We start from the raw sequence: 19,791 nt of genomic DNA, 5'->3' as shown, positions 1-19,791 counted from the left end.
AAGTATTAAGAGCAAAAATAGTTATTTGTATTTAATCTAAATAAATCTTTAACATTTTAGTTTTCAGGAGTGTCAGCTGCTGAACTTACAGTTAATTGTTGTATGTCTCTATCAAATAAATACAATCCACCTTTATCATCTCCAATCATCTTTACTTTATCCAAGATGGTTCTAGCCATAGCTTCTTCTTCAATTTGCTCAGATACGTACCATTGTAAAAAGTTATGGGTGGCATAATCTTTTTCTTGTAATGAGATGTGTACTAGTTCGTTAATGCTTTCGGAGACAAAAATTTCGTGTTCCAAAAGTTTTTCAAACATAGCTTTATATGAAGAAAAGGTTACACTTGGTGCTTTAAGTTCAGATACATGTGCGTGGCCGCCACGTTCATTAATAAACTTTACCAGCTTTAACATGTGTTCACGTTCCTCATCAGATTGGCTGTACATAAAATTAGAAATACCTTCTAAGCCTTTTACTTCGGCCCAAATAGCCATGGCTAAATAGGCTTGTGAGGATTCTGCCTCGATTCTTATTTGCTTGTTTAATGCCGCTTCAATAGACTTTGATAACATAATTTGTAGTGTTTTAAACAAATATAAGCATAGTTAAATCAGTTTTGAAGCTTTTCTTCTTTAGAAATTAACTCTAAAAGTAAATGTCTTGTGCTGTGCGAAACGTATTGGCATGGGCAGTTACAATGGTTTTAATGTCTGGAGAATAACCGCCTCCCATGCTGCACATTACTGGGATTTGATTTAATTTACATTGCTCTAAAACAAAACGGTCTCTGGCTTTACAGCCTTCTAAAGTTAAGCCTAGTTTTCCTAATTTGTCGGTTTTAATGACATCTACACCGCACAAATAATAAATAAAATCTGGTTGCTGTTGCGCTATAAGATTTGGTAAGGTGTCTTTTAAAAGGTTTAAATAGGCGGAGTCGTTAGTGTCATTTTCTAGAGCGATATCTAGATTACTGGTTTCTTTTTTAAATGGATAATTGCTTTTGCTATGCATAGAAAAGGTAAAAACCGAATCGTCATTTTGAAAAATTTCTGCTGTGCCATTGCCTTGGTGCACATCTAAATCGACAATTAAAATTTTATCAACGAGACCTTTATGTTGAAGATAACGCGCTCCGATGGCTTGGTCATTAAGCATACAAAACCCTTCTCCACGATTGGTAAAGGCATGATGTGTGCCACCTGCAATATTCATGGCAATGCCATGTTGTAAAGCAAATTCACTCGCTTTTATGGTGCCATCTGTAATTCGTATTTCACGTTCTACTAAAGTGCGACTTAAAGGAAAGCCTATTTTTCTGGCAGCTCGCTGATTGAGTGTGAGATTAACTAAATCGTAATAATATTCTGGGTCATGGACCGCAAGAATATATTTATCGTTAGGTATTTCTGGTTCAAAAAAGTTAGGATGACTACAAGTGCCTTCATGCAATAATTGCTCTGGTAGTAGCTCGTACTTTTCCATAGGGAATCGATGTCCTGCAGGTAAATAGTGTCTGTATATTGGGTGAAAAGCTATTTTTAACATCACTTATGCAATTTAAGCTGAATCCGTTTCCGTGCCACATCTACCTCCAAAACCTTCACAATAATTTGCTGGTGCAAATGCACATGTTCATTAACATCTTTTACAAAGCTATCCGATAAATTGGACACGTGAATTAAGCCACTTTCCTTAATTCCAACATCTACAAAACAACCAAAATTGGTAATGTTATTAACGATTCCTGGTAATAATTGTCCTTCATGTAAATCGGTAATGGTTTTTATGTTTTGGTTGAAAGTGAATACTTTTGCTGTTTCTCTGATGTCTAAACCTGGTTTTTCAAGCTCAGTAATGATGTCTTGAAGCGTTAATAAACCAACACTTTCAGAAACATATTTTTTTAAATCTATCTTTTTAAGCGTGGTTTTATTTCCAATTAAATCTTGAAGCGAAATCCCTTCATCTTTTGCCATTTGTTTTACAATTGCATAGCGTTCTGGATGCACAGCCGAATCATCTAAAGGATTTTTAGCTCCTTTTATTCTTAAGAAAGCAGCACTTTGTTCAAAAGCTTTGTCTCCTAATCGTGGCACTTTTAAAATGTCTTTTCGAGATTTAAAAACACCGTGTTCTGTTCTGTATTCAAAAATATTTTCAGCCAATTTAGGCCCTATTCCCGAAACATAACTTAATAATGACGTGCTTGCCGAATTAATATTAACACCAACCGCATTCACACAATACTCAACTACTATATCCAATTGTTTTTGCAATTTAGTCTGATCTACATCGTGCTGATATTGGCCAACTCCTATAGACTTAGCATCAATTTTTACTAGTTCCGCTAACGGATCTTGTAGTCGTCGTCCAATAGAAACCGAACCTCTAACCGTAACGTCATAATCAGGGAATTCTTCACGTGCAATTGTTGAAGCTGAATAAATACTTGCACCAGCTTCACTAACTACAAACACCTGAATCTCGTTTTTAAACTGAATTTTACGAATTAAGGCTTCTGTTTCTCTTGATGCTGTTCCGTTTCCAATCGCAATGGCTTCAATTTTATAAGCTTCGGCTAAAGATGAAATCTTTTTTATAGCTCCAATACTATCATTTTTTGGAGCGTGTGGATAAATGGTTTCGTTGTGTTTTAATGCGCCTTGGGCATCTAAACACACGATTTTACAACCCGATCTAAACCCAGGATCGATTGCTAACACGCGTTTTTCACCTAATGGAGACCCTAACAACAACTGCTTTAGATTTTTAGCAAATACTGTGATTGCGGCATCATCGGCTTTTTCCTTAGCATTGTTGAGGGTTTCTTTACTCAACGACGGAAATAATAAACGCTTATAAGCATCAGAAATGGCTAATTCAATTTGGTCTGCACAAGCATTTTTACTTCTAATGATTCTATTATCTATATGTTCCAACGCGCGTATGTCGTCAGTTTCAATTTTAATGCGGATAAAACCTTCGCTTTCTGCTCTTAAAATGGCGAGTAATCTGTGCGATGGAATGCGATTTAACGATTCTGACCAGTCAAAGTAATCTCTAAACTTTTGTGCTTTTTCATCGTCTTTTTTAGTTTTAATAACTTTTGTTGAAATTTGAGCATAACGTTCTAATTGATGACGTAGATTATTTCTTATATCGGTACGTTCGTTTAGCCACTCGGCAATTATATGCCTGGCACCTTCTAAAGCCTCTTCAACGGATGAAAGATCTCCTTTTACATATTTATAGGCAATAGATTCAACATCATTAGCCTTTTGGCTCATGATGATTTTAGCCAAGGGCTCTAAGCCATTTTTACGAGCAGTTTCGGCTTTTGTTTTCCTTTTTTTCTTGAAAGGCAAATACAGATCTTCAAGTGTGGTGAGGTCTTGCGTATTCTCAATTTTTTGTTTTAAGGCTTCGGTTAAAACCCCTTGGTCTTCTAGAGCTTTTAAAATGGCGATTTTTCGCTTTTCTAAAGCTTCAAATAACTCTTTGTATTTAACAATATCAGCAATCTGTATTTCATCTAAATTCCCTGTGACTTCTTTTCTGTAGCGCGAAATAAAAGGAATAGTACAGTCATCATTTAGTAGTTGAATGGTGCTTTTTACTTTTTTTTCGGCTAATTGGGTACGCTTAACTATATATTTTATCATCATAAAAAAAGACCTTATAAATTTAAAGATATAAGGTCTGTAATATATTTAACTCTTCTGTAATTGCCGAATAGTTTTAATAAAACTTATTCAGTTGTCTCAGCTTCTTTTTCTGCATTTTCTACCATAGTTTCATTAGGTACAATGGCTATATTAACACGTCTGTTTTTAGAACGTCCTTCAGCTGTAGAATTATCATACATAGGTTTTTCTTCGCCAAACCATTTGGTAGTAAATCTGCTACTATTTAAACCTTTTCCTGTTAAGTAATTGGTAACGGCTTGTGCTCTGTTTTTAGATAAGGTCATATTGTAAGCATCGTTACCAGAGCTGTCGGTATGCCCTACAACTAAAATATTAGTCTCTGGATATTCTGAAAATACGCTAGCAAGCTTGTTTAATGTTTCTTGAGATTTGGCATTGATATTATATTTTTCGGTGTCAAAATAGACGCCACTTTGTTCATCGAAAGTAAGCACAATACCATTATCAACACGTTCTACGGATGCTCCTGGGATTTCTTGTTCAATTTCCTGAGCTTGTTTATCCATTTTTTTTCCAATTAATACTCCGGTGGTACCTCCAACAACGCCTCCAATGACGGCACCTAGCTCACTGTTGTTGCCATCGCCAACGTTATTACCGATAATGGCACCTAAAAGTGCACCACCAGCAGTACCAATTACTCCTCCTTTTTGTTTGTTGTTGGCATTGTCTACAGCTTTGCAACTTGTCATCAAAACTAAAAGTAATGATAGGGTTATGACTAAATTTGTTTTATAATGTAATAGTTTCATAATTTAATATTTTGAAAAGTTCATAGAAATGGTGATGGGCTTTCCATCTAATGTCACTACCTGTTGCCATTGCATGGCAGTTTCAGAAAGTGATGTTAATTGTAATCGAAATCCAGAATTGGTTTCAGATTTTCCTTTGGCATCCGTTGGTTTTAATAGGAAGTTATACAAACCCGTATCTTCATTAATTTCATCTATGGTAAATGTGAAATAACGTTGGTCTGTATTGCAATTCATCCCAGATAAACTGTAAATTCCGGTATTGTTATTTGGAATAAACTGCCAAGAACTATTTTTAAAACACGACGCTTCTGCATCGTTGAGTAGTGATATTTTTAGATCGCCAATGGCTGAAGATTCTACCGTAGTTAATGTCCAATTTCCTTTTATTGTTTTTTTAGATTCGCGGACTGTTTTTGAACTACCGCAAGCTAAAAAACAAAAGGTAAGACATAGTATCGCTAATTTTTTCATTGTCTCTTGCTATATTGATTCTTTTCAAAATTAGCTAAAGAGCAAGGTGAGGATTACTTGAAATGAAAAAAATATTGATGCAATAGCAAAACTATAAATCTAAAAAAAGAGGTTTCACTATCTGTAAAACCTCTTTTTCTATAACGTTAATGAAGGGTTAACTAATTTGAAGCCCGTTGCTTACATTGTCTTTATCCGGATTAACAAATACTAAATTTCCACCTTGGTCTTCAGTCATTAAAATCATACCTTGACTCTCTACTCCTCTTAATTTTCGTGGAGCTAGGTTTACTAAAACGGTGACGCGTTTGCCGATTACTTCTTCTGGTTTAAAGCTTTCTGCAATACCAGATACAATGGTGCGTGTATCTATACCAGTATCTACTTTTAAGACCAAAAGCTTTTTAGTTTTAGGCATTTTTTCAGCTTCAATAATGGTACCAACACGCAAGTCTAATTTGGTGAAATCTTCAAAAGTGATTTCTTCTTTTTGAGGCTCAACGGCTTTATTAGCCGCTTCATTTGCTTTTTTACTTGCAATAAGCTTCTCTAACTGGGCTTCAATTTGTGCATCTTCAATTTTAGAGAATAGTAAATCTGCTTTTCCGATTTTGTGGTTGGCAGGTAGCAGTAACTCTTTAGAGCTGATATCATCCCAAGTAGATTCCGCATCAAGTGCGGAATGACAAAGAATTGATTTTAATTTATTAGACGTAAACGGTAAAAACGGCTCTGACAACACAGCAAGTGCCGAAGCGATTTGTAAAGCCACAAACATCACGGTTTTAGTACGTGCTTCGTCGGTTTTTACAGTTTTCCAAGGTTCTTCGTCTGCTAAGTATTTGTTTCCTAATCGTGCTAAGTTCATAAGTTCTTGGCTCGCTTCTCTAAAACGGTAACGTTCTATAGAACTAGAAATTACAGCAGGATAGGCTTTTACAGCGGCTAAAATTTCTTGGTCAATAGCACTGTAATCTGAAGGTTCAGGAATAATGCCGTTGTAATATTTGTTGGTTAAAACCACTACACGATTGATGAAGTTTCCGAAGATGGCTACCAATTCATTATTATTTCTGGCTTGAAAATCTTTCCAAGTAAAATCGTTATCCTTCGTTTCTGGTGCATTAGCTGTTAGAGCATATCGCAATACATCTTGCTGATTTGGGAAATCGATTAAATAATCGGGTAACCAAACGGCCCAGTTTTTAGAAGTCGATAATTTCTGTCCCTCTAAATTTAAAAACTCATTGGCAGGTACATTTTCTGGTAAAATATAAGAGCCTTCAGCTTTTAACATCGAAGGGAAAATAATACAGTGAAAAACAATATTGTCTTTTCCTATAAAGTGCACGAGTTTAGTATCTTCGTCTTTCCAGTAATCTTCCCAATTTTTACCTTCGCGTTCAGCCCATTCTTTGGTTGCTGAAATGTAACCAATGGGTGCATCAAACCATACGTAAAGTACTTTACCTTCTCCACCTTCTACAGGCACCGGAATTCCCCAATCTAAATCTCTAGTTACGGCACGTGGACGCAAACCATCATCTATCCAAGATTTTACTTGACCGTAAACATTAGGCTTCCAATCTTTTTTATGACCTTTTAAAATCCACTCACGTAAAAATTCTTCATGCTTATTTAGTGGTAAAAACCAGTGTTTAGTTTCTTTTAAGGTCGGTACATTACCAGTTATCGCCGATTTAGGATTAATTAAATCCGTGGCATTTAAGCTTGTTCCGCAGCTTTCACATTGGTCACCATAGGCTTCCTCATTTCCACATTTTGGGCAGGTTCCGGTTACAAAACGATCGGCTAAAAACTGATTTGCTTCTTCATCGTATAATTGTTCTGTGACTTCTTCTACAAACTCGTTTTTGTCGTAAAGTGTTTTAAAGAACTCTTGAGCGGTATCGTGATGAATTTTGGCCGTCGTACGCGAATAGTTGTCTAGTGAAATACCAAAGTCCACAAAAGATTGTTTAATGATGGCATGGTATTTATCTACAATATCTTGTGGAGTGACTCCTTCTTTTTTGGCTTTAATAGTAATGGGCACACCATGCTCGTCACTTCCACATATAAAGGCAACATCATTTCCGGTTAATCTTAAATATCTAGCATAAATATCTGCAGGCACATAAACACCTGCCAAGTGACCAATATGAATTGGTCCATTAGTATATGGTAATGCTGCGGTTATGGTATATCTTTTAGACATGTGTATTAGTTTTTTGAATCTACAAAAGTAAGCATTTTGTAGTGTGTATTATAATGAAATGTAGAATCGCTTCATCGAAAAATTTTAACATTTTTTTAGTAGGAAAATAATTTAATTTACATTTAGAGCTTAATCAAACAAATTTATTAAAATGAAGAATTTAAAATTACTTTTTTTATTAGTATCAATTGGTCTCGTGTCTTTTTCTTGTGGAAATGATGACGATGGTGACGGAGGATCTAACACAGGTTCAGGTGTATTAATCTATGGAGAAACAGAATATCAATTAAAATCAGGAGTAATCGCAGATTACGGCGAATATTTTGATGGAATATATAATTTTGATATTTCGTTAGTGGACTCAGGATTAAGAACTGTAAATGGAGAAACGATACCTACTAATGATACATTTTCTGGAGTGTATTTTGAATTATATACATCAAACTCACAGGATTTGGAAGAGGGAGTTTATGTCTTTGGAAATAATACTGAAGCGGGAACCTATACTTATGCTGAGGTAATTATTGATGCTACATTTGATGATGATTATAATTACTTTGATATTAATTCTGGAACGTTTACCGTTTTAGATGATGGTTCTTCTTACGAGTTTGAATTTGAAGGAACGGTATCAAACGGAACATCATTTTCAGGGTATTATACAGGTTCTTTAGTCTCTGTTGACTATTCTTCTGATTTAGGTAGACCAGCAACATCTAATGCAGTTAAAACTAAAGCGTTATTTAATTAATAGGTTTATCTGCTAGTTTATAAAAAAGATGGTCTTATTTTTAAGACCATCTTTTTTTTATGTCTTAATCTTATTAAAGATGAAACAGGACGATGTCTCGATGGATTTTCATAAGTGTTATTCGCTAGTTAATTTCATTGGCTTCCATATTTCCTTTTTATATTTACAAAAACTATATTATGATTTTTAAAAGGTACGTGTCATATCTCATATTACTTTGCATAATGATTATGAATACCGACGTTAACGCACAACTAGAAACCCATTTAGCTAAGAAAATGACTTCAGAATGCATTCAGCCACCATATTTGAAAAAAGGAGATACAGTGGCCATTGTAGCTCCTTCTGGGATTTTAAAAAGTAGAGAAGGGGAAGTTCAGCAAGCGGTAGCGCTTTTAAAAAGTTGGGGTTTACATGCCGTTATTGGTAAAAATGTGTTTAAACAAGGACATCATTTTGCTGGTACTGACGACGAGCGCTGTGAAGATTTACAAAAAGCTATGGACGATCCTAAAATAAGTGCCATTTGGTGTGCTCGTGGTGGCTATGGTACTGTTAGAATTTTAGATAAGTTAGATTATACTACATTTAAGAAAAACCCAAAATGGGTTATCGGCTATTCTGATATTACAGCGTTGCACAATCAATTGCATAATGAAGGAATTCAGTCTTTGCATGCCTTAATGTGTGTAAGTTTAACTAACGATCTGTCTAAGATTTCGGAAACTGTAGAAACGTTTAAAGCGGCTTTATTTGGAAATCCATTTAACTATACTTTAAAAGGATCGGATTACAATAGAGTAGGGGAAACTTCAGGAGCTTTAATTGGAGGTAACCTTACCATTTTACATACCATGCTGGGTTCTAAAGAAAGTTTGGATACCAGTGGTAAAATTTTGTTTATAGAAGAAATTGGTGAGTATAAGTATCATATAGATCGGATGTTGCAGAGTATGAAACGTGCTGGCTATTTTGATAATTTAAATGGATTGGTTGTTGGAGATATGTCTAAATTACGAAAAAACACAACCCTTTGGGGAAGCTCTATAGAACAATTAATTTTAGATGCATTGTCGGATTATGATTTTCCAATTGCATTTCATATGCCTGCGGGTCATGAAAAAGATAACCGTGCTTTGGTTTTGGGGCGTAAGGTGGAGTTAAAGGTTGGCAAAGGGCAGTCGACTTTAAAATTTAAAAATTAAAATCGTATGAGTAAAGCTTTAAATATTCTAGAGGCCAATGAATTGATGCGACATTTAATCCTGTTTAAATTGTATATTGAAAGTGAAGGTAGAGCAATGAAGCGCGTTGATGATATAAAGAAACCCATAATGGAATTGTATGGTTCTGACTTTAATAATGAACTCTTTCGTGATTCTATAAGATATCTATTTATTAACAAAAAATTTGTGGATAGGTATGCAAACGAATTGACATATGAAGGGGTAGATTATTTTGAAAGTTGGCTAAAGTCTTTTGAAAATGTGACTAAGGAGGAAACTGATGAATTGAAACGTGAATTACCACAACCCATTTTCGATTTTTTTAACTTTACAAAAAATTCAACAACTCTATTAAGCTTTTTGAATCAGATTTTAAAATTATCAGATAAGTTTTAACTAAACACTAAACTTTGGCACAACACAACGAACTTGGTCAATTAGGTGAGCAACTCGCCACAGAATTGCTGTTAAAAAAAGGCTATGAAATCGTGGTTCGTAATTACGTGTTTCAAAAAGCAGAAATCGATATTATTGCCAAGCATAATAATACCATGATTTGTGTTGAAGTCAAAACACGAAATTCTGATTTTTTTGGTGATCCGCAAGAATTTGTAACTCCAAGCAAAATAAAATTATTGGTAAAAGCGATGGATGCTTTTATTCTTGAACATGATATAGAATTAGAAACACGTTTTGATATTGTTGCAGTATTAAAGAATAAAACCACGGAACAATTGACACATTATGAAGATGCTTTTTATCATTTTTAAATTCCCGTGAAAACGGGAATCCCATAAATTATTACAGAATTTTAAATGTTTAGACTACTGCTTTCAAAAAGTTTGAGACAGATTATGTTTAAACTTTAAGAATATAGGGTTTTCTTCATGAGATTCCTGCCTTCGCAGGAATGTGTTACCTATAAAAATTCATTTCGTCAATAAATTGCCAAACATTTCCCGATAACATCGGACGTACATTTTTACCGTCTTTTATTTCATTTCTAATAAAAGTTGATGACAGTTCCATAATAGGTGCATCAACTTTTATAATTTTAGGATGATTATTAAATTGAGTGTCTATCGTACCTTTAGATAGTCTTGGGTAAACATAAATGTTATGATTTTCTAAAATAAGCTCGTAGTTTTTCCATTTATGAAGACTTTTTAAATTGTCTTCTCCCATAATTAAAGCAAACTCATAATTTGGATGTTTCTCAAAAAGATACGTGAGTGTATCAATAGTGTAGTTGGGCTGTTTTAATCCAAATTCAATATCACTTGGTCTTAAATTATCATAATCTTGTGTTGCTAAATGCACCATTTCTAGTCGGTGGTAATTGTCTAGTAGACTGCTTTTCTTTTTAAAAGGGCTTAGCGGAGTAACTACAAACCAAACCTGGTCTAAATCGCTATGTTCTGCTAAATGATTGGCAATAGTTAAGTGACCAATATGAATGGGATTAAATGTTCCGAAATATAAACCTATCTTCATTATCTTTTATCCATTTTTGCAAAGGCAAGTCTATTTTTTTATAAAGTCTGAAACTAATTTATAAGCGTTCTCTAATGCTTCATCTAAATTAGAGTTTATAACAATTTCATCAAATAAAGGGGCTGTGGCTAATTCTGCAGGTGCTTTCGCTACACGCATGCTAATTTTTTCTGCACTCTCTTCACCACGTTCTTTAAGCCGTCTTACCAGTTCATTTAAATCTGGTGGTTTTACAAAAATAGCGATGGTCTGATCTGGGAATTTTCGTTTTATACGTAAGCCGCCAGAGACATCGATATCGAAAATAACATGCTTTCCTTTTGCCCAAATACGTTCGATTTCAGTTTTTAAAGTGCCGTAAAAATTATCTCTGTATACTTCTTCCCATTCTAAAAACTCATCGTTTTTAATGCGGTTTTTAAACTCTTGAAGCGACAAGTAATAATAATCTTTTCCGTTTACTTCATTACCACGTTTATCGCGTGAGGTTGCAGAAATAGAAAATTCTAAATTGAGTTCTGGCTGTTTTAGTAAATGACGAACTATAGTTGTTTTTCCAGATCCAGAAGGTGCTGAAAATACGATGAGTTTGCCTTGTACTTCGTTTTTAATTTCTGACAAAATAAATTGTTTTACTTTTTACTGTATACTGCGACTATAACGGTCAGCAAATTTAGAGTACGTTTAATAATTGTTCTTTAATTTTTTCAAGCTCGTCTTTCATCTGAACGACTAATTTTTGCATAGGTGCATAATTAGATTTTGAGCCGATAGTATTAATTTCTCTTCCAATTTCTTGAGAAATAAAACCTAATTTCTTTCCGTTAGAGTCTTCTGAATCTAAGGCTTTGATAAAATAATCTAAATGATTCTCTAGTCTTACTTTTTCTTCTGTAATATCAAATTTTTCAATATAATAGACGAGTTCTTGTTCAAAACGGTTTTCATCTACTTTCTCTTTAATATCCGCAATACCTTTTTCTAAACGCGCTCTAACTCCATCAATGCGCTCAGGATCCATAGTGATAACCTCTTCTAATAGACGTCTAAGTGTTGCAATTCTATCTTCAAAGTCTTGCTTTAACGTGGCACCCTCGTCTTGTCTATAAATGACAATATTAGCAATGGCATTGTTAATTTCTTTACTGATTAGAGTCCATTCTTCTTCATCTATATCGTCGCGTTCTGTAGTTACAGCATCTGGTAAACGAATGGCCATTTTTAGTAATTCTGTAGCATCACCATCTACAACCTCTTTAAGTTGTTTAATGTATTCTTTTACAACCGTTTTGTTTATTTTAGAACTTGTATCCTCACCTGTAATTTCTACAAATAGCGAAAAGTCTACTTTACCTCTTACGAGGTTTTTAGCAATTAGTTTTCTTATGTCTAACTCCTTGGCTCTGTACATGGAAGGCATGCGAGCATTGAGATCTAAGTTTTTACTATTTAGAGATTTTAATTCTATTGAGATTTTTTTGGTTGGGAGCTGTAGTACAGATTTCCCATAACCTGTCATGGATTGTATCATTAAAACATTACAATTAAAGTTGCGCAAAGGTACAAAATTGAATGGTTTTAAATAGTTTAGAAAGCGTCATGTTCTTAATTAGACTTTTATAACTTTGTAATTCTAAATCGAAAGTAAACTTATGTACAAAAAACAATTTGAAATTCGCTGGAGTGACGTTGATGCTAATGGCCATTTGGCTAATTCTGCTTATACCAATTTTATGAGTCATGCTAGGATGGCTTTCTTTACTGAGAAAGGATTTACTATGCCAGAGATAATGAAGTTCAATGTTGGTCCGGTAGTGTTTTATGAGCACATGTATTACTTTAAAGAGTCTTTTCTTGGGACTCCAATTACGGTAACCATTGAAGTCTCTGGTTTAAGTGAGGATGGTATGTTGTTTATGTTTGAACATAATTTTTATAATCACAAAGGCGAAAATTTAGCATATTGTGAAATGCAAGGCGGCTGGATTGATTTAAAAGCTAGAAAATTAACCCGCTTACCTGAAACCTTATTAGATCTTGCTCATAAATTCCCTAAGTCCGAAAGCTTTAAGATATTAACTAAAGAAGACACGCGTAAGCATGGAGTGCGACCAAAACCTATGCAGTTGTAATGTATCCTAAATAGCATATTTTGTTTAGGGTAGGTTGGTTTATCTTTATCTATAAATTTAAGACCAACAGGGCTACGTCCAAACAATGCTTTAAAATTAGTGAGCAGCAATTTGTACACTCTTAAGACGATTGCGGCTTAAGCTTCATTATCCATACATTGCAACTTCATTGATTTTATAGATTTGAGTGCAACTAAATATACGCCTTAAAATTTAAGAAGCATAGCTGTTACTTTTAATAGAGCACTATTTGTCCATGTTCACATAAAATAGATAAAGCCTCTACTAGTCGTGAATAGCGCATTTTGCAGCCTCAACCGTTTTTTTAGAATTACCTATAAATATTTGATCGTTATATATAATTACTGGTCGCTTTAAAAATGTGTAATGCTCTAAAATGTAATTTTTATAATCATCTTCAGTAAGAGATTTGTCCTTTAAACCAAGTTCTTTATAAAGTCTGGCGCGTTTGCTAAATAAATCTTCGTAACGCTCTGTAAGTGCTCTCATCGCTTCAATTTGAGACACAGTAATAGGATCTGTTTTAATGTCCTGAAGTTGAAAATCTTCGGGCAGATGGAGTTCTTTAATAATTCTGGTACAGGTATTACAACTACTTAAATAATAGATTTTATTCATAATGAAAGGGATTAATTTTCAAGATGCAAAGAAACCGTATTTATAGCGAATTTTATTATTTTTAAGCAAAATATGATTTTATGGATTTTGCATTTGACATGTCAATTAAAAATAGAAAACTATTAAAGAGTTTTATTGAAAATCACACTTTAGAAGAGTTAAATAAAGTCCCAAAAGGGTTTAAGAATAATATCATTTGGAATATTGCGCATACCATTGTGACACAGCAATTATTGGTTTATAAATTATCTGGATTACCAATGGTGATTTCTAATGAAATGGTGGAAACTTTTAAAAAAGGAACTAAAACCGAAAGCGATTTATTGCAGTCTGAAGTCGATACCATAAAAGGATTATTATTTTCTACTATTGAAAAGACAAAGGAAGACTACAATAATAAAATATTTCAAACCTATAATCAGTACACGGTAACCACAAAAAGTACGTTGAGTAATGTGGAAGAGGCCATTGATTTCAATAATTTTCATGAAGGTATACATTTAGGGTATATTTTAGCACTTAGAAAATCATTATAATTATGGATTATTATTCAATTGCGACTATCTTAATCGTTTTGTCAGCGGTTTTTGGCTATATCAATGAGAAGTTTTTAAAATTGCCAATTACCATAGGTTTAATGGTTATTACTATTGTGTTCACGGTAGTTTTGGTTGGTATTGCTCAGTTTGACGATACCTTATTGGTGCAAGAACGTGCGTTTATTTCCCTTATAGATTTTGAAACGGTACTCTTAGATATTATGCTGAGTTTTTTACTGTTTGCCGGAGCGTTACATACCAATTTTAATCAACTTAAAGTTCAGCGCTGGCCAATTATGGCATTTGCTACAGTAGGTGTTTTGGTATCTACTTTTTTAGTGGGTATAGTGATGTTTTATGTTTTGAAAATAATGAATTTAAATGTAGATTTCATCTACTGTCTGTTGTTCGGAGCTTTAATTTCGCCAACCGATCCTATAGCTGTTTTAGGAATTTTGAAAAAAGCTGGTGCTCCAAAAAAATTGGAAACCAAAATCGTAGGAGAGTCATTGTTTAATGATGGTGTAGGTGTTGTTGTGTTCTTAACTATTTTTGCTATTGCAGCAAAACCCGATGCTGCGATTGAGATTTCAGATATTGCAACTTTATTCGGACAAGAAGTGATTGGTGGTATAGTACTAGGCCTTTTTCTTGGTTGGATTACCTATCGTTTAATGCGTTCTATTGATAGTTATGAAATTGAAGTTATTTTAACACTCGCAACTGTTATGGGAGGAACTATGGTGGCACATCAATTTCATTTGTCAGCGCCTTTAGCAATGGTAACAGCCGGATTAATTGTAGGTAATGATACAGTAAGGAATTCTGCCATGTCCGAAACGACAGAGCTCTACGTAGACAAGTTTTGGGAGCTAGTAGACGTGCTTTTAAACACCATTTTATTTGTAATGATTGGTATGGAAATGCTAGTGTTGTCCTTAGACGGAAAATTTATTTATGCAGGTTTATTGGCTATTCCATTAATTTTAATGTGCCGTTACATCTCATTATGGTTGCCAATTAAATTCTTTGAAAAACGATTAGATTTTGTGCCAAAAACCAATTTAATTATGACTTGGGGCGGCTTAAGAGGCGGTATTTCTATTGCATTGGCACTAAGTCTCACAGATGCCATGCATAGAGAATTATTTTTAGTAATTACTTATGTTGTTGTGGTCGTCTCAATAGTAGGGCAAGGGCTATCCGTTGGTCCTATTATAAAACGATTAACTAGGAAAGCGTGAGCTTAATGTATAGTTAAATAAGCATCTATCTCTTCAAAAGGGATCATAAATTCAGTATAACCGAAGTCGTATGATGCCACCTCATAAACGTTATAGATGAGCACTAAGCCTTCTTCGCTAAAGCCAATATTTTCTGGTAAATGAAATGGTTTTCCAAAGAAGAAATTTTCAATAGTGAGCTCTGCTTTATTTTGCTCTAAGGATTTAATAAAGTACGTTTTGGCTACAGATGTAAAACCCTCAATATCATTTATAAAACCTTTAAGTGGTATGATTCTTCCCGTTTTGGCATCGAGATTTAATAATTTTATTTTGTCGTTACCATGGGCACCTCCTTTAAATTCATAGGTGCTAATAACAATAGTAATAATTTCCTCAGACTGATAAATGCGTTCCGTTTCAATATGAAGTTCCCAAACGGGTTCGTCTATTTCTGAATAACTTGTTTTAAAATTTAAATATTCTTCATTAAATGCTTTTAAAATCGCTTTCAAATCACCTGTTGTTTCCGTGGTATTAAGCGTTTTTACAATAGCGTTTTCAATGTTTGTGTTGATAGTATTGCTAAGTTCTGTGTTTCCGTTAGCCTTACTATAAATTGCTGAGATCTCAGCTTCAAAAGGGTCTTCGATGGTAATGGTATTAAATGTTACTGGTTTAAATTCCGAAGTACAAGAATTTAATAGAATAGCAAACAGAAATAATGAGATAAGGCGTTTCACAAGCATTGAGGTTATAAATATTTAGAACAATAAAGGTATTATATAGATTTGAATAGAACGAATTATCCGTTACATTTGTTAAGATTCAGAAGCGATAATTCTATTCATATAATAAAGAGTTACGTCTAAATTTAGTGGTATGAAATTTAATACTAAAACAATTCATGGCAAACAAAAACCAGATGCCGCTTATGGATCTGTAATGCCTCCAATTTATCAAACTTCTACGTTTGTACAATCGACTCCTGGTAAACATAAGGGGTATGCATATGCGCGCTCTAGTAATCCAACGCGTCATGCATTAGAAGACTCTTTTGCAAGTATTGAAAACGGCCATTATGGTTTAGCTTTTAGTTCAGGTTTGGCGGCTATTGATGCGGTTTTAAAATTATTAAAACAAGGAGATGAAGTTATTGCGACTCATGATTTGTATGGTGGGACATATCGTTTATTCACAAAACTATATGAGAAATTTGGGGTGAAATTTCATTTTGTAGATATGCAAAATGTAGAATCTATTGAAGCTTATATCAATAGCAACACAAAACTTATTTGGATAGAATCACCCACCAACCCGATGTTAAATATTATTGATATTAAATACACAGCAAAGATTGCCAATAAACATAAGGTAGTATTGGCCATGGATAATACATTTGCTACACCTTATTTACAGCGACCTTTAGATTTGGGTGCAGATATTGTAATGCACTCTGCTACTAAATATTTAGGTGGACATAGTGATGTTGTGATGGGAGCCTTAATTGTAAATGATAAAGAATTAGCAGAGCGCTTATATTTTATTCAGAATTCTAGTGGTGCAATTTGTGGTCCTCAAGATGCCTTTTTAGTGTTAAGAGGTATAAAAACACTTCATGTCCGTATGCAGCGGCATTGTGAAAATGCAAAAGCCGTTGCAACATTTTTAGCAGATCATCCTAAAATTAAAAATGTGTATTGGCCAGGTTTTAAGACCCATCCTAATAATAATGTTGCAAGAGTACAAATGAAAGATTTTGGTGGTATGGTATCTTTTACTACCAAAGAAAATGACTATAAGGCAGCGATAAAGATTGTGGAGAATTTAAGGATTTTTGCATTGGCAGAATCGCTTGGTGGAGTAGAGTCGTTGGCTGGTCATCCGGCAAGTATGACGCATGCGAGCATTCCTAAAGATGACCGGGAAAAAATGGGAATTGTAGATTCTTTAATCAGGTTGAGTATAGGAATTGAAGATGAAGCGGATTTAATTGCAGATTTAAAACAAGCGATAGGTTAATACATAGCCTCAATTAAAAAAGACCAAATTGTTAGATTTGGTCTTTTTTTAATATATCGTTTTAGACTATTTTAGTCGAACATAAATATGTAGCCTACATTTAGCCACACTAGCCAGTCGTTTGTTTTGTTAGAGTTTAATTGATGATCTAAACCATCGGTACGATCGTCAAAAAAACTTTGTATTCTTAAGTCTACCATAAAGTTAGAAATAGGGCTATAATTATATCGCACTCCCAAACTCCCAACTACAGACCAAGTACTGCCGTTTTGTGCATCTACAGAACCAGGTTCCCATTGTGGGTAAAAATTATTGGGATCATTTGGATTTTGATCTCCGTATGTGGTTTCTACATCTGGATTGAAAGACACATAGTGCACACCTAAACTTAAAAACGGTGCAAATTTATCTCCACCACGAGATAATGCTCTAGTGGTAAGGGGATAGTATTCTAATTGTGCTCCGATATCAAAATTTTGAGATTCTCCAGAATGTGCTCTTAACTTCTCTGCAGAAATGCTTGTTCTATCTGGGTCTACCCATTTTCCGTAATGGTTTAATTTTGTTTTGTTCCAAGAAATTTCGGCGCGTACTTTAAAGTGGTTTGTAAAGTAATTTCGTCTCGAATAGGAGTAGTAATTTGTTAAGTATTCAAAATTCATATAGTAAACAAGACCAATACCAAAGCCAATGTTACCAGAATTGGTTTCAAAATCATAACGCTCACCAAAGTCAGATTGATAGGCTACAGGACCAGCAATAATTCCTACCTCATGCGTAAAGGACTGCGAAAACGTCAATTGCAATGTTAGAAGCATTACAAATGCAAGAGTTAATTTTTTTAATTTTAGTGTCATGTAATTCTGAGAATTGATGCTTTTACCAAGCAAATATATAAAAACTCGATAAACTACCAAATAAAACCGACAAAATGCATGTTTTTGTATTTCTCATAAAATTAAACCTGTCTTTTGTATTGTATGAAAATAATTTCAATATGACTTTAAAAAAAAGATATATGCCTAATTATTAAAGCGATAAGGGTGCACAATATATCAAAATATTCTTACAATTACTTGTTAAAAATAAAATATCCTATTTTTTGACAAAAATAGATTATTATTTAGAATTGGTCAATGAATTATTTAATTTCGATATTAAATAATTATTATGAAAGATACCATTAATGCGTTTTTAGCCGAAGTGCAAAAAAGAAATAGTCATGAACCAGAATTTCTACAAGCTGTTAAAGAAGTTGCCGAATCGATAATCCCTTATATTGCTCAAAATAAAATATATAGAGGTAAGAACATTTTATTGCGAATGGTAGAACCCGAACGCTTAATATCCTTTAGAGTGAGTTGGATTGATGATAACGGAGAGATACAAGTTAATAGAGGGTATAGAATTCAGATGAATTCTGCAATCGGACCTTATAAAGGCGGTTTGCGTTTTCATCCGTCCGTTAATGCTAGCATTTTAAAATTCTTAGCATTTGAGCAAGTTTTTAAAAATGCTTTAACAACACTTCCAATGGGAGGCGGTAAAGGTGGTTCCGATTTTAATCCTAAAGGAAAATCTGATGATGAAATAATGCGTTTTTGTCAAGCGTTTATGAGCGAATTATATAGACATATAGGGCAGTTTACAGATGTGCCTGCTGGAGATATTGGTGTAGGCGGAAGAGAGATTGGCTATTTGTTTGGGACTTATAAAAAACTCAAAAATGAATTTACAGGTGTTCTTACGGGTAAAGGTATCACTTGGGGAGGTTCTTTAATACGTCCAGAATCTACAGGATATGGTACTGTATATTTTACTCAGAATATGTTAAAATTACATAATGAAAACTTAGAAGACAAACAGATTGTTATTTCAGGCTCTGGAAATGTAGCGCAATACGCCGCAAAAAAGGCGATAGCATTAGGCGCTAAAGTACTTACAATGTCAGACTCTGGTGGCTATATTTATGACAGCGAAGGTATTGATGCTGAAAAGTTAAAATTTGTAATGCATCTAAAAAACGTTAAGCGTGGACGTATTAGCGATTATGTAGAGGCTTATCCACATGCAGAATATTTTTCTTCAGAAAGACCATGGTCTGTAACTTGTGATATTGCCTTACCCTGTGCTACGCAAAATGAGTTAAATGGTGAGGAAGCAGAACTATTAGTTAAAAATGGTTGTATGTGTGTCGTTGAAGGAGCAAATATGCCATCTACGCCAGAGGCGATTCATGTCTTTCAAAAAGCCAAATTATTGTTTGCGCCAGGTAAGGCGTCTAATGCAGGTGGTGTTGCGACTTCAGGATTAGAGATGAGTCAAAATTCATTGCGTTTAAGTTGGACAAAAGATGAAGTAGATACGCGTCTTCAGGGGATTATGGAAGATATTCATAACGCCTGTGTTCACTATGGAAAAAACGAAGATGGTTCTATAGATTATATCAAAGGGGCAAACATTGCGGGTTTTGTTAAAGTTGCAGATGCCATGTTAGCTCAAGGAGTTATATAGCTAAATTTAAAACCTATAAACAAAGCGACCGTATTTAGCCAAGCGCTTTTTTAAGACATTATATATGATATGCCTATAATTATCGTTAGTATTA

Annotated in this window: 20 protein-coding genes and 1 pseudogene; 9 read left to right on the top strand and 12 right to left on the bottom strand. The window is 34.1% G+C overall.

Annotated features, from left to right (window positions below):
• Positions 1-56: 56 nt before the first annotated feature.
• From C8N41_RS01970 to metG, 6 genes and pseudogenes are all read right to left on the bottom strand, one after another.
• Positions 57-575, bottom strand: coding sequence for a ferritin (locus C8N41_RS01970; protein WP_115838023.1), 519 nt, complete (start codon positions 573-575; stop codon positions 57-59).
• 73 nt (positions 576-648) lie between these two features.
• A complete protein-coding gene (locus C8N41_RS01965) occupies positions 649-1,551 on the bottom strand; it encodes a histone deacetylase family protein (RefSeq protein WP_115838022.1) in 903 nt (300 codons plus the stop codon).
• Positions 1,551-3,668: a Tex family protein gene (locus tag C8N41_RS01960; protein ID WP_115838021.1), complete on the bottom strand. Its 2,118-nt coding sequence runs from the start codon at positions 3,666-3,668 to the stop codon at positions 1,551-1,553. Before C8N41_RS01960 ends, C8N41_RS01965 begins: the two co-directional genes overlap by 1 nt.
• A gap of 86 nt (positions 3,669-3,754) precedes the next feature.
• Positions 3,755-4,465, bottom strand: a complete 711-nt coding sequence (locus tag C8N41_RS01955; protein WP_092446251.1) for an OmpA family protein — start codon at positions 4,463-4,465, stop codon at positions 3,755-3,757.
• Between the two features lie 3 nt (positions 4,466-4,468).
• Entirely contained in the window at positions 4,469-4,939 is a 471-nt protein-coding gene (locus tag C8N41_RS01950; protein WP_115838020.1) for a lipocalin family protein, read from the bottom strand.
• 157 nt (positions 4,940-5,096) lie between these two features.
• Positions 5,097-7,172, bottom strand: a pseudogene (metG, locus tag C8N41_RS01945) (methionine--tRNA ligase); the annotation flags it as partial.
• A gap of 136 nt (positions 7,173-7,308) precedes the next feature.
• On the opposite strand from metG, the gene C8N41_RS01940 reads away from it, so the two are divergent.
• The 4 genes from C8N41_RS01940 (at position 7,309) to C8N41_RS01925 (ending at position 9,904) form a co-directional block, all read left to right on the top strand.
• Positions 7,309-7,908 carry a hypothetical protein gene (locus tag C8N41_RS01940; protein ID WP_115838018.1) on the top strand — a complete coding sequence of 200 codons (600 nt, stop codon included), beginning with the start codon at positions 7,309-7,311 and terminating at the stop codon, positions 7,906-7,908.
• 230 nt (positions 7,909-8,138) lie between these two features.
• On the top strand, positions 8,139-9,113 hold the full coding sequence (locus C8N41_RS01935) for a S66 peptidase family protein (RefSeq protein ID WP_249033220.1): 975 nt from the start codon (positions 8,139-8,141) through the stop codon (positions 9,111-9,113).
• Positions 9,114-9,119: 6 nt separating this feature from the next.
• The gene (locus C8N41_RS01930; RefSeq protein WP_115838017.1) at positions 9,120-9,530 is read left to right on the top strand and encodes a hypothetical protein; all 411 of its coding nucleotides are present in this window, start codon (positions 9,120-9,122) and stop codon (positions 9,528-9,530) included.
• Positions 9,531-9,544: 14 nt separating this feature from the next.
• Positions 9,545-9,904, top strand: a complete 360-nt coding sequence (locus tag C8N41_RS01925) for a YraN family protein (protein WP_115838016.1) — start codon at positions 9,545-9,547, stop codon at positions 9,902-9,904.
• Positions 9,905-10,049: 145 nt separating this feature from the next.
• Here C8N41_RS01925 and nadD read toward each other — a convergent pair whose 3' ends face one another.
• From nadD to C8N41_RS01910, 3 genes are read right to left on the bottom strand one after another with little or no spacing between them, the layout of a single operon-like run.
• Entirely contained in the window at positions 10,050-10,628 is a 579-nt protein-coding gene (gene nadD / locus C8N41_RS01920) for a nicotinate (nicotinamide) nucleotide adenylyltransferase (RefSeq protein ID WP_092446261.1), read from the bottom strand.
• 30 nt (positions 10,629-10,658) lie between these two features.
• Complete coding sequence (gene gmk / locus C8N41_RS01915) at positions 10,659-11,249, bottom strand: guanylate kinase (RefSeq protein WP_092446263.1); 591 nt, start codon at positions 11,247-11,249, stop codon at positions 10,659-10,661.
• A 52-nt stretch (positions 11,250-11,301) separates the two neighbouring features.
• Positions 11,302-12,159 (bottom strand): YicC/YloC family endoribonuclease, encoded by an 858-nt coding sequence (locus C8N41_RS01910; RefSeq protein ID WP_092446265.1) that lies wholly within the window; start codon positions 12,157-12,159, stop codon positions 11,302-11,304.
• Positions 12,160-12,280: 121 nt separating this feature from the next.
• On the opposite strand from C8N41_RS01910, the gene C8N41_RS01905 reads away from it, so the two are divergent.
• Positions 12,281-12,760, top strand: coding sequence for an acyl-CoA thioesterase (locus C8N41_RS01905; protein ID WP_092446267.1), 480 nt, complete (start codon positions 12,281-12,283; stop codon positions 12,758-12,760).
• A gap of 285 nt (positions 12,761-13,045) precedes the next feature.
• Here the strand turns inward: C8N41_RS01905 and C8N41_RS01900 are convergent, their stop codons facing one another.
• Complete coding sequence (locus tag C8N41_RS01900) at positions 13,046-13,399, bottom strand: arsenate reductase family protein (protein WP_092446269.1); 354 nt, start codon at positions 13,397-13,399, stop codon at positions 13,046-13,048.
• 80 nt (positions 13,400-13,479) lie between these two features.
• On the opposite strand from C8N41_RS01900, the gene C8N41_RS01895 reads away from it, so the two are divergent.
• Together C8N41_RS01895 and C8N41_RS01890 are read left to right on the top strand one after the other, a co-directional pair.
• The gene (locus C8N41_RS01895) at positions 13,480-13,935 is read left to right on the top strand and encodes a DinB family protein (RefSeq protein WP_092446271.1); all 456 of its coding nucleotides are present in this window, start codon (positions 13,480-13,482) and stop codon (positions 13,933-13,935) included.
• A gap of 2 nt (positions 13,936-13,937) precedes the next feature.
• Positions 13,938-15,182, top strand: coding sequence for a cation:proton antiporter (locus tag C8N41_RS01890; RefSeq protein ID WP_092446273.1), 1,245 nt, complete (start codon positions 13,938-13,940; stop codon positions 15,180-15,182).
• 2 nt (positions 15,183-15,184) lie between these two features.
• Here C8N41_RS01890 and C8N41_RS01885 read toward each other — a convergent pair whose 3' ends face one another.
• A complete protein-coding gene (locus tag C8N41_RS01885; protein WP_170137072.1) occupies positions 15,185-15,904 on the bottom strand; it encodes a DUF3298 and DUF4163 domain-containing protein in 720 nt (239 codons plus the stop codon).
• A 139-nt stretch (positions 15,905-16,043) separates the two neighbouring features.
• Between C8N41_RS01885 and C8N41_RS01880 the strand changes: the two genes are divergently transcribed.
• Positions 16,044-17,183 (top strand): cystathionine gamma-synthase, encoded by a 1,140-nt coding sequence (locus C8N41_RS01880; RefSeq protein ID WP_115838014.1) that lies wholly within the window; start codon positions 16,044-16,046, stop codon positions 17,181-17,183.
• Positions 17,184-17,254: 71 nt separating this feature from the next.
• Here C8N41_RS01880 and C8N41_RS01875 read toward each other — a convergent pair whose 3' ends face one another.
• Entirely contained in the window at positions 17,255-18,040 is a 786-nt protein-coding gene (locus C8N41_RS01875; RefSeq protein ID WP_092446279.1) for a THC0290_0291 family protein, read from the bottom strand.
• A 313-nt stretch (positions 18,041-18,353) separates the two neighbouring features.
• Here C8N41_RS01875 and gdhA point away from each other — a divergent pair, with 313 nt between their 5' ends.
• On the top strand, positions 18,354-19,697 hold the full coding sequence (gdhA, locus tag C8N41_RS01870) for an NADP-specific glutamate dehydrogenase (protein ID WP_115838013.1): 1,344 nt from the start codon (positions 18,354-18,356) through the stop codon (positions 19,695-19,697).
• Positions 19,698-19,791: the final 94 nt, after the last annotated feature.

Source organism: Winogradskyella sediminis, assembly GCF_003387355.1.
Lineage (GTDB): Bacteria > Bacteroidota > Bacteroidia > Flavobacteriales > Flavobacteriaceae > Winogradskyella > Winogradskyella sediminis.
This window is presented reverse-complemented; position numbering and strand designations above follow the sequence as displayed.

Excerpts from the sequence above, each read along its gene's own strand:
- C8N41_RS01970 (WP_115838023.1), bottom strand. The coding sequence starts at position 575 with ATGTTATCAAAGTCTATTGAAGCGGCATTAAACAAGCAAATAAGAATC.
- C8N41_RS01965 (WP_115838022.1), bottom strand. The coding sequence starts at position 1,551 with ATGTTAAAAATAGCTTTTCACCCAATATACAGACACTATTTACCTGCA.
- C8N41_RS01960 (WP_115838021.1), bottom strand. The coding sequence starts at position 3,668 with ATGATAAAATATATAGTTAAGCGTACCCAATTAGCCGAAAAAAAAGTA.
- C8N41_RS01955 (WP_092446251.1), bottom strand. The coding sequence starts at position 4,465 with ATGAAACTATTACATTATAAAACAAATTTAGTCATAACCCTATCATTA.
- C8N41_RS01950 (WP_115838020.1), bottom strand. The coding sequence starts at position 4,939 with ATGAAAAAATTAGCGATACTATGTCTTACCTTTTGTTTTTTAGCTTGC.
- C8N41_RS01940 (WP_115838018.1), top strand. The coding sequence starts at position 7,309 with ATGAAGAATTTAAAATTACTTTTTTTATTAGTATCAATTGGTCTCGTG.
- C8N41_RS01935 (WP_249033220.1), top strand. The coding sequence starts at position 8,139 with ATGAATACCGACGTTAACGCACAACTAGAAACCCATTTAGCTAAGAAA.
- C8N41_RS01930 (WP_115838017.1), top strand. The coding sequence starts at position 9,120 with ATGAGTAAAGCTTTAAATATTCTAGAGGCCAATGAATTGATGCGACAT.
- nadD (WP_092446261.1), bottom strand. The coding sequence starts at position 10,628 with ATGAAGATAGGTTTATATTTCGGAACATTTAATCCCATTCATATTGGT.
- C8N41_RS01910 (WP_092446265.1), bottom strand. The coding sequence starts at position 12,159 with ATGATACAATCCATGACAGGTTATGGGAAATCTGTACTACAGCTCCCA.
- C8N41_RS01905 (WP_092446267.1), top strand. The coding sequence starts at position 12,281 with ATGTACAAAAAACAATTTGAAATTCGCTGGAGTGACGTTGATGCTAAT.
- C8N41_RS01900 (WP_092446269.1), bottom strand. The coding sequence starts at position 13,399 with ATGAATAAAATCTATTATTTAAGTAGTTGTAATACCTGTACCAGAATT.
- C8N41_RS01895 (WP_092446271.1), top strand. The coding sequence starts at position 13,480 with ATGGATTTTGCATTTGACATGTCAATTAAAAATAGAAAACTATTAAAG.
- C8N41_RS01890 (WP_092446273.1), top strand. The coding sequence starts at position 13,938 with ATGGATTATTATTCAATTGCGACTATCTTAATCGTTTTGTCAGCGGTT.
- C8N41_RS01880 (WP_115838014.1), top strand. The coding sequence starts at position 16,044 with ATGAAATTTAATACTAAAACAATTCATGGCAAACAAAAACCAGATGCC.
- C8N41_RS01875 (WP_092446279.1), bottom strand. The coding sequence starts at position 18,040 with ATGACACTAAAATTAAAAAAATTAACTCTTGCATTTGTAATGCTTCTA.
- gdhA (WP_115838013.1), top strand. The coding sequence starts at position 18,354 with ATGAAAGATACCATTAATGCGTTTTTAGCCGAAGTGCAAAAAAGAAAT.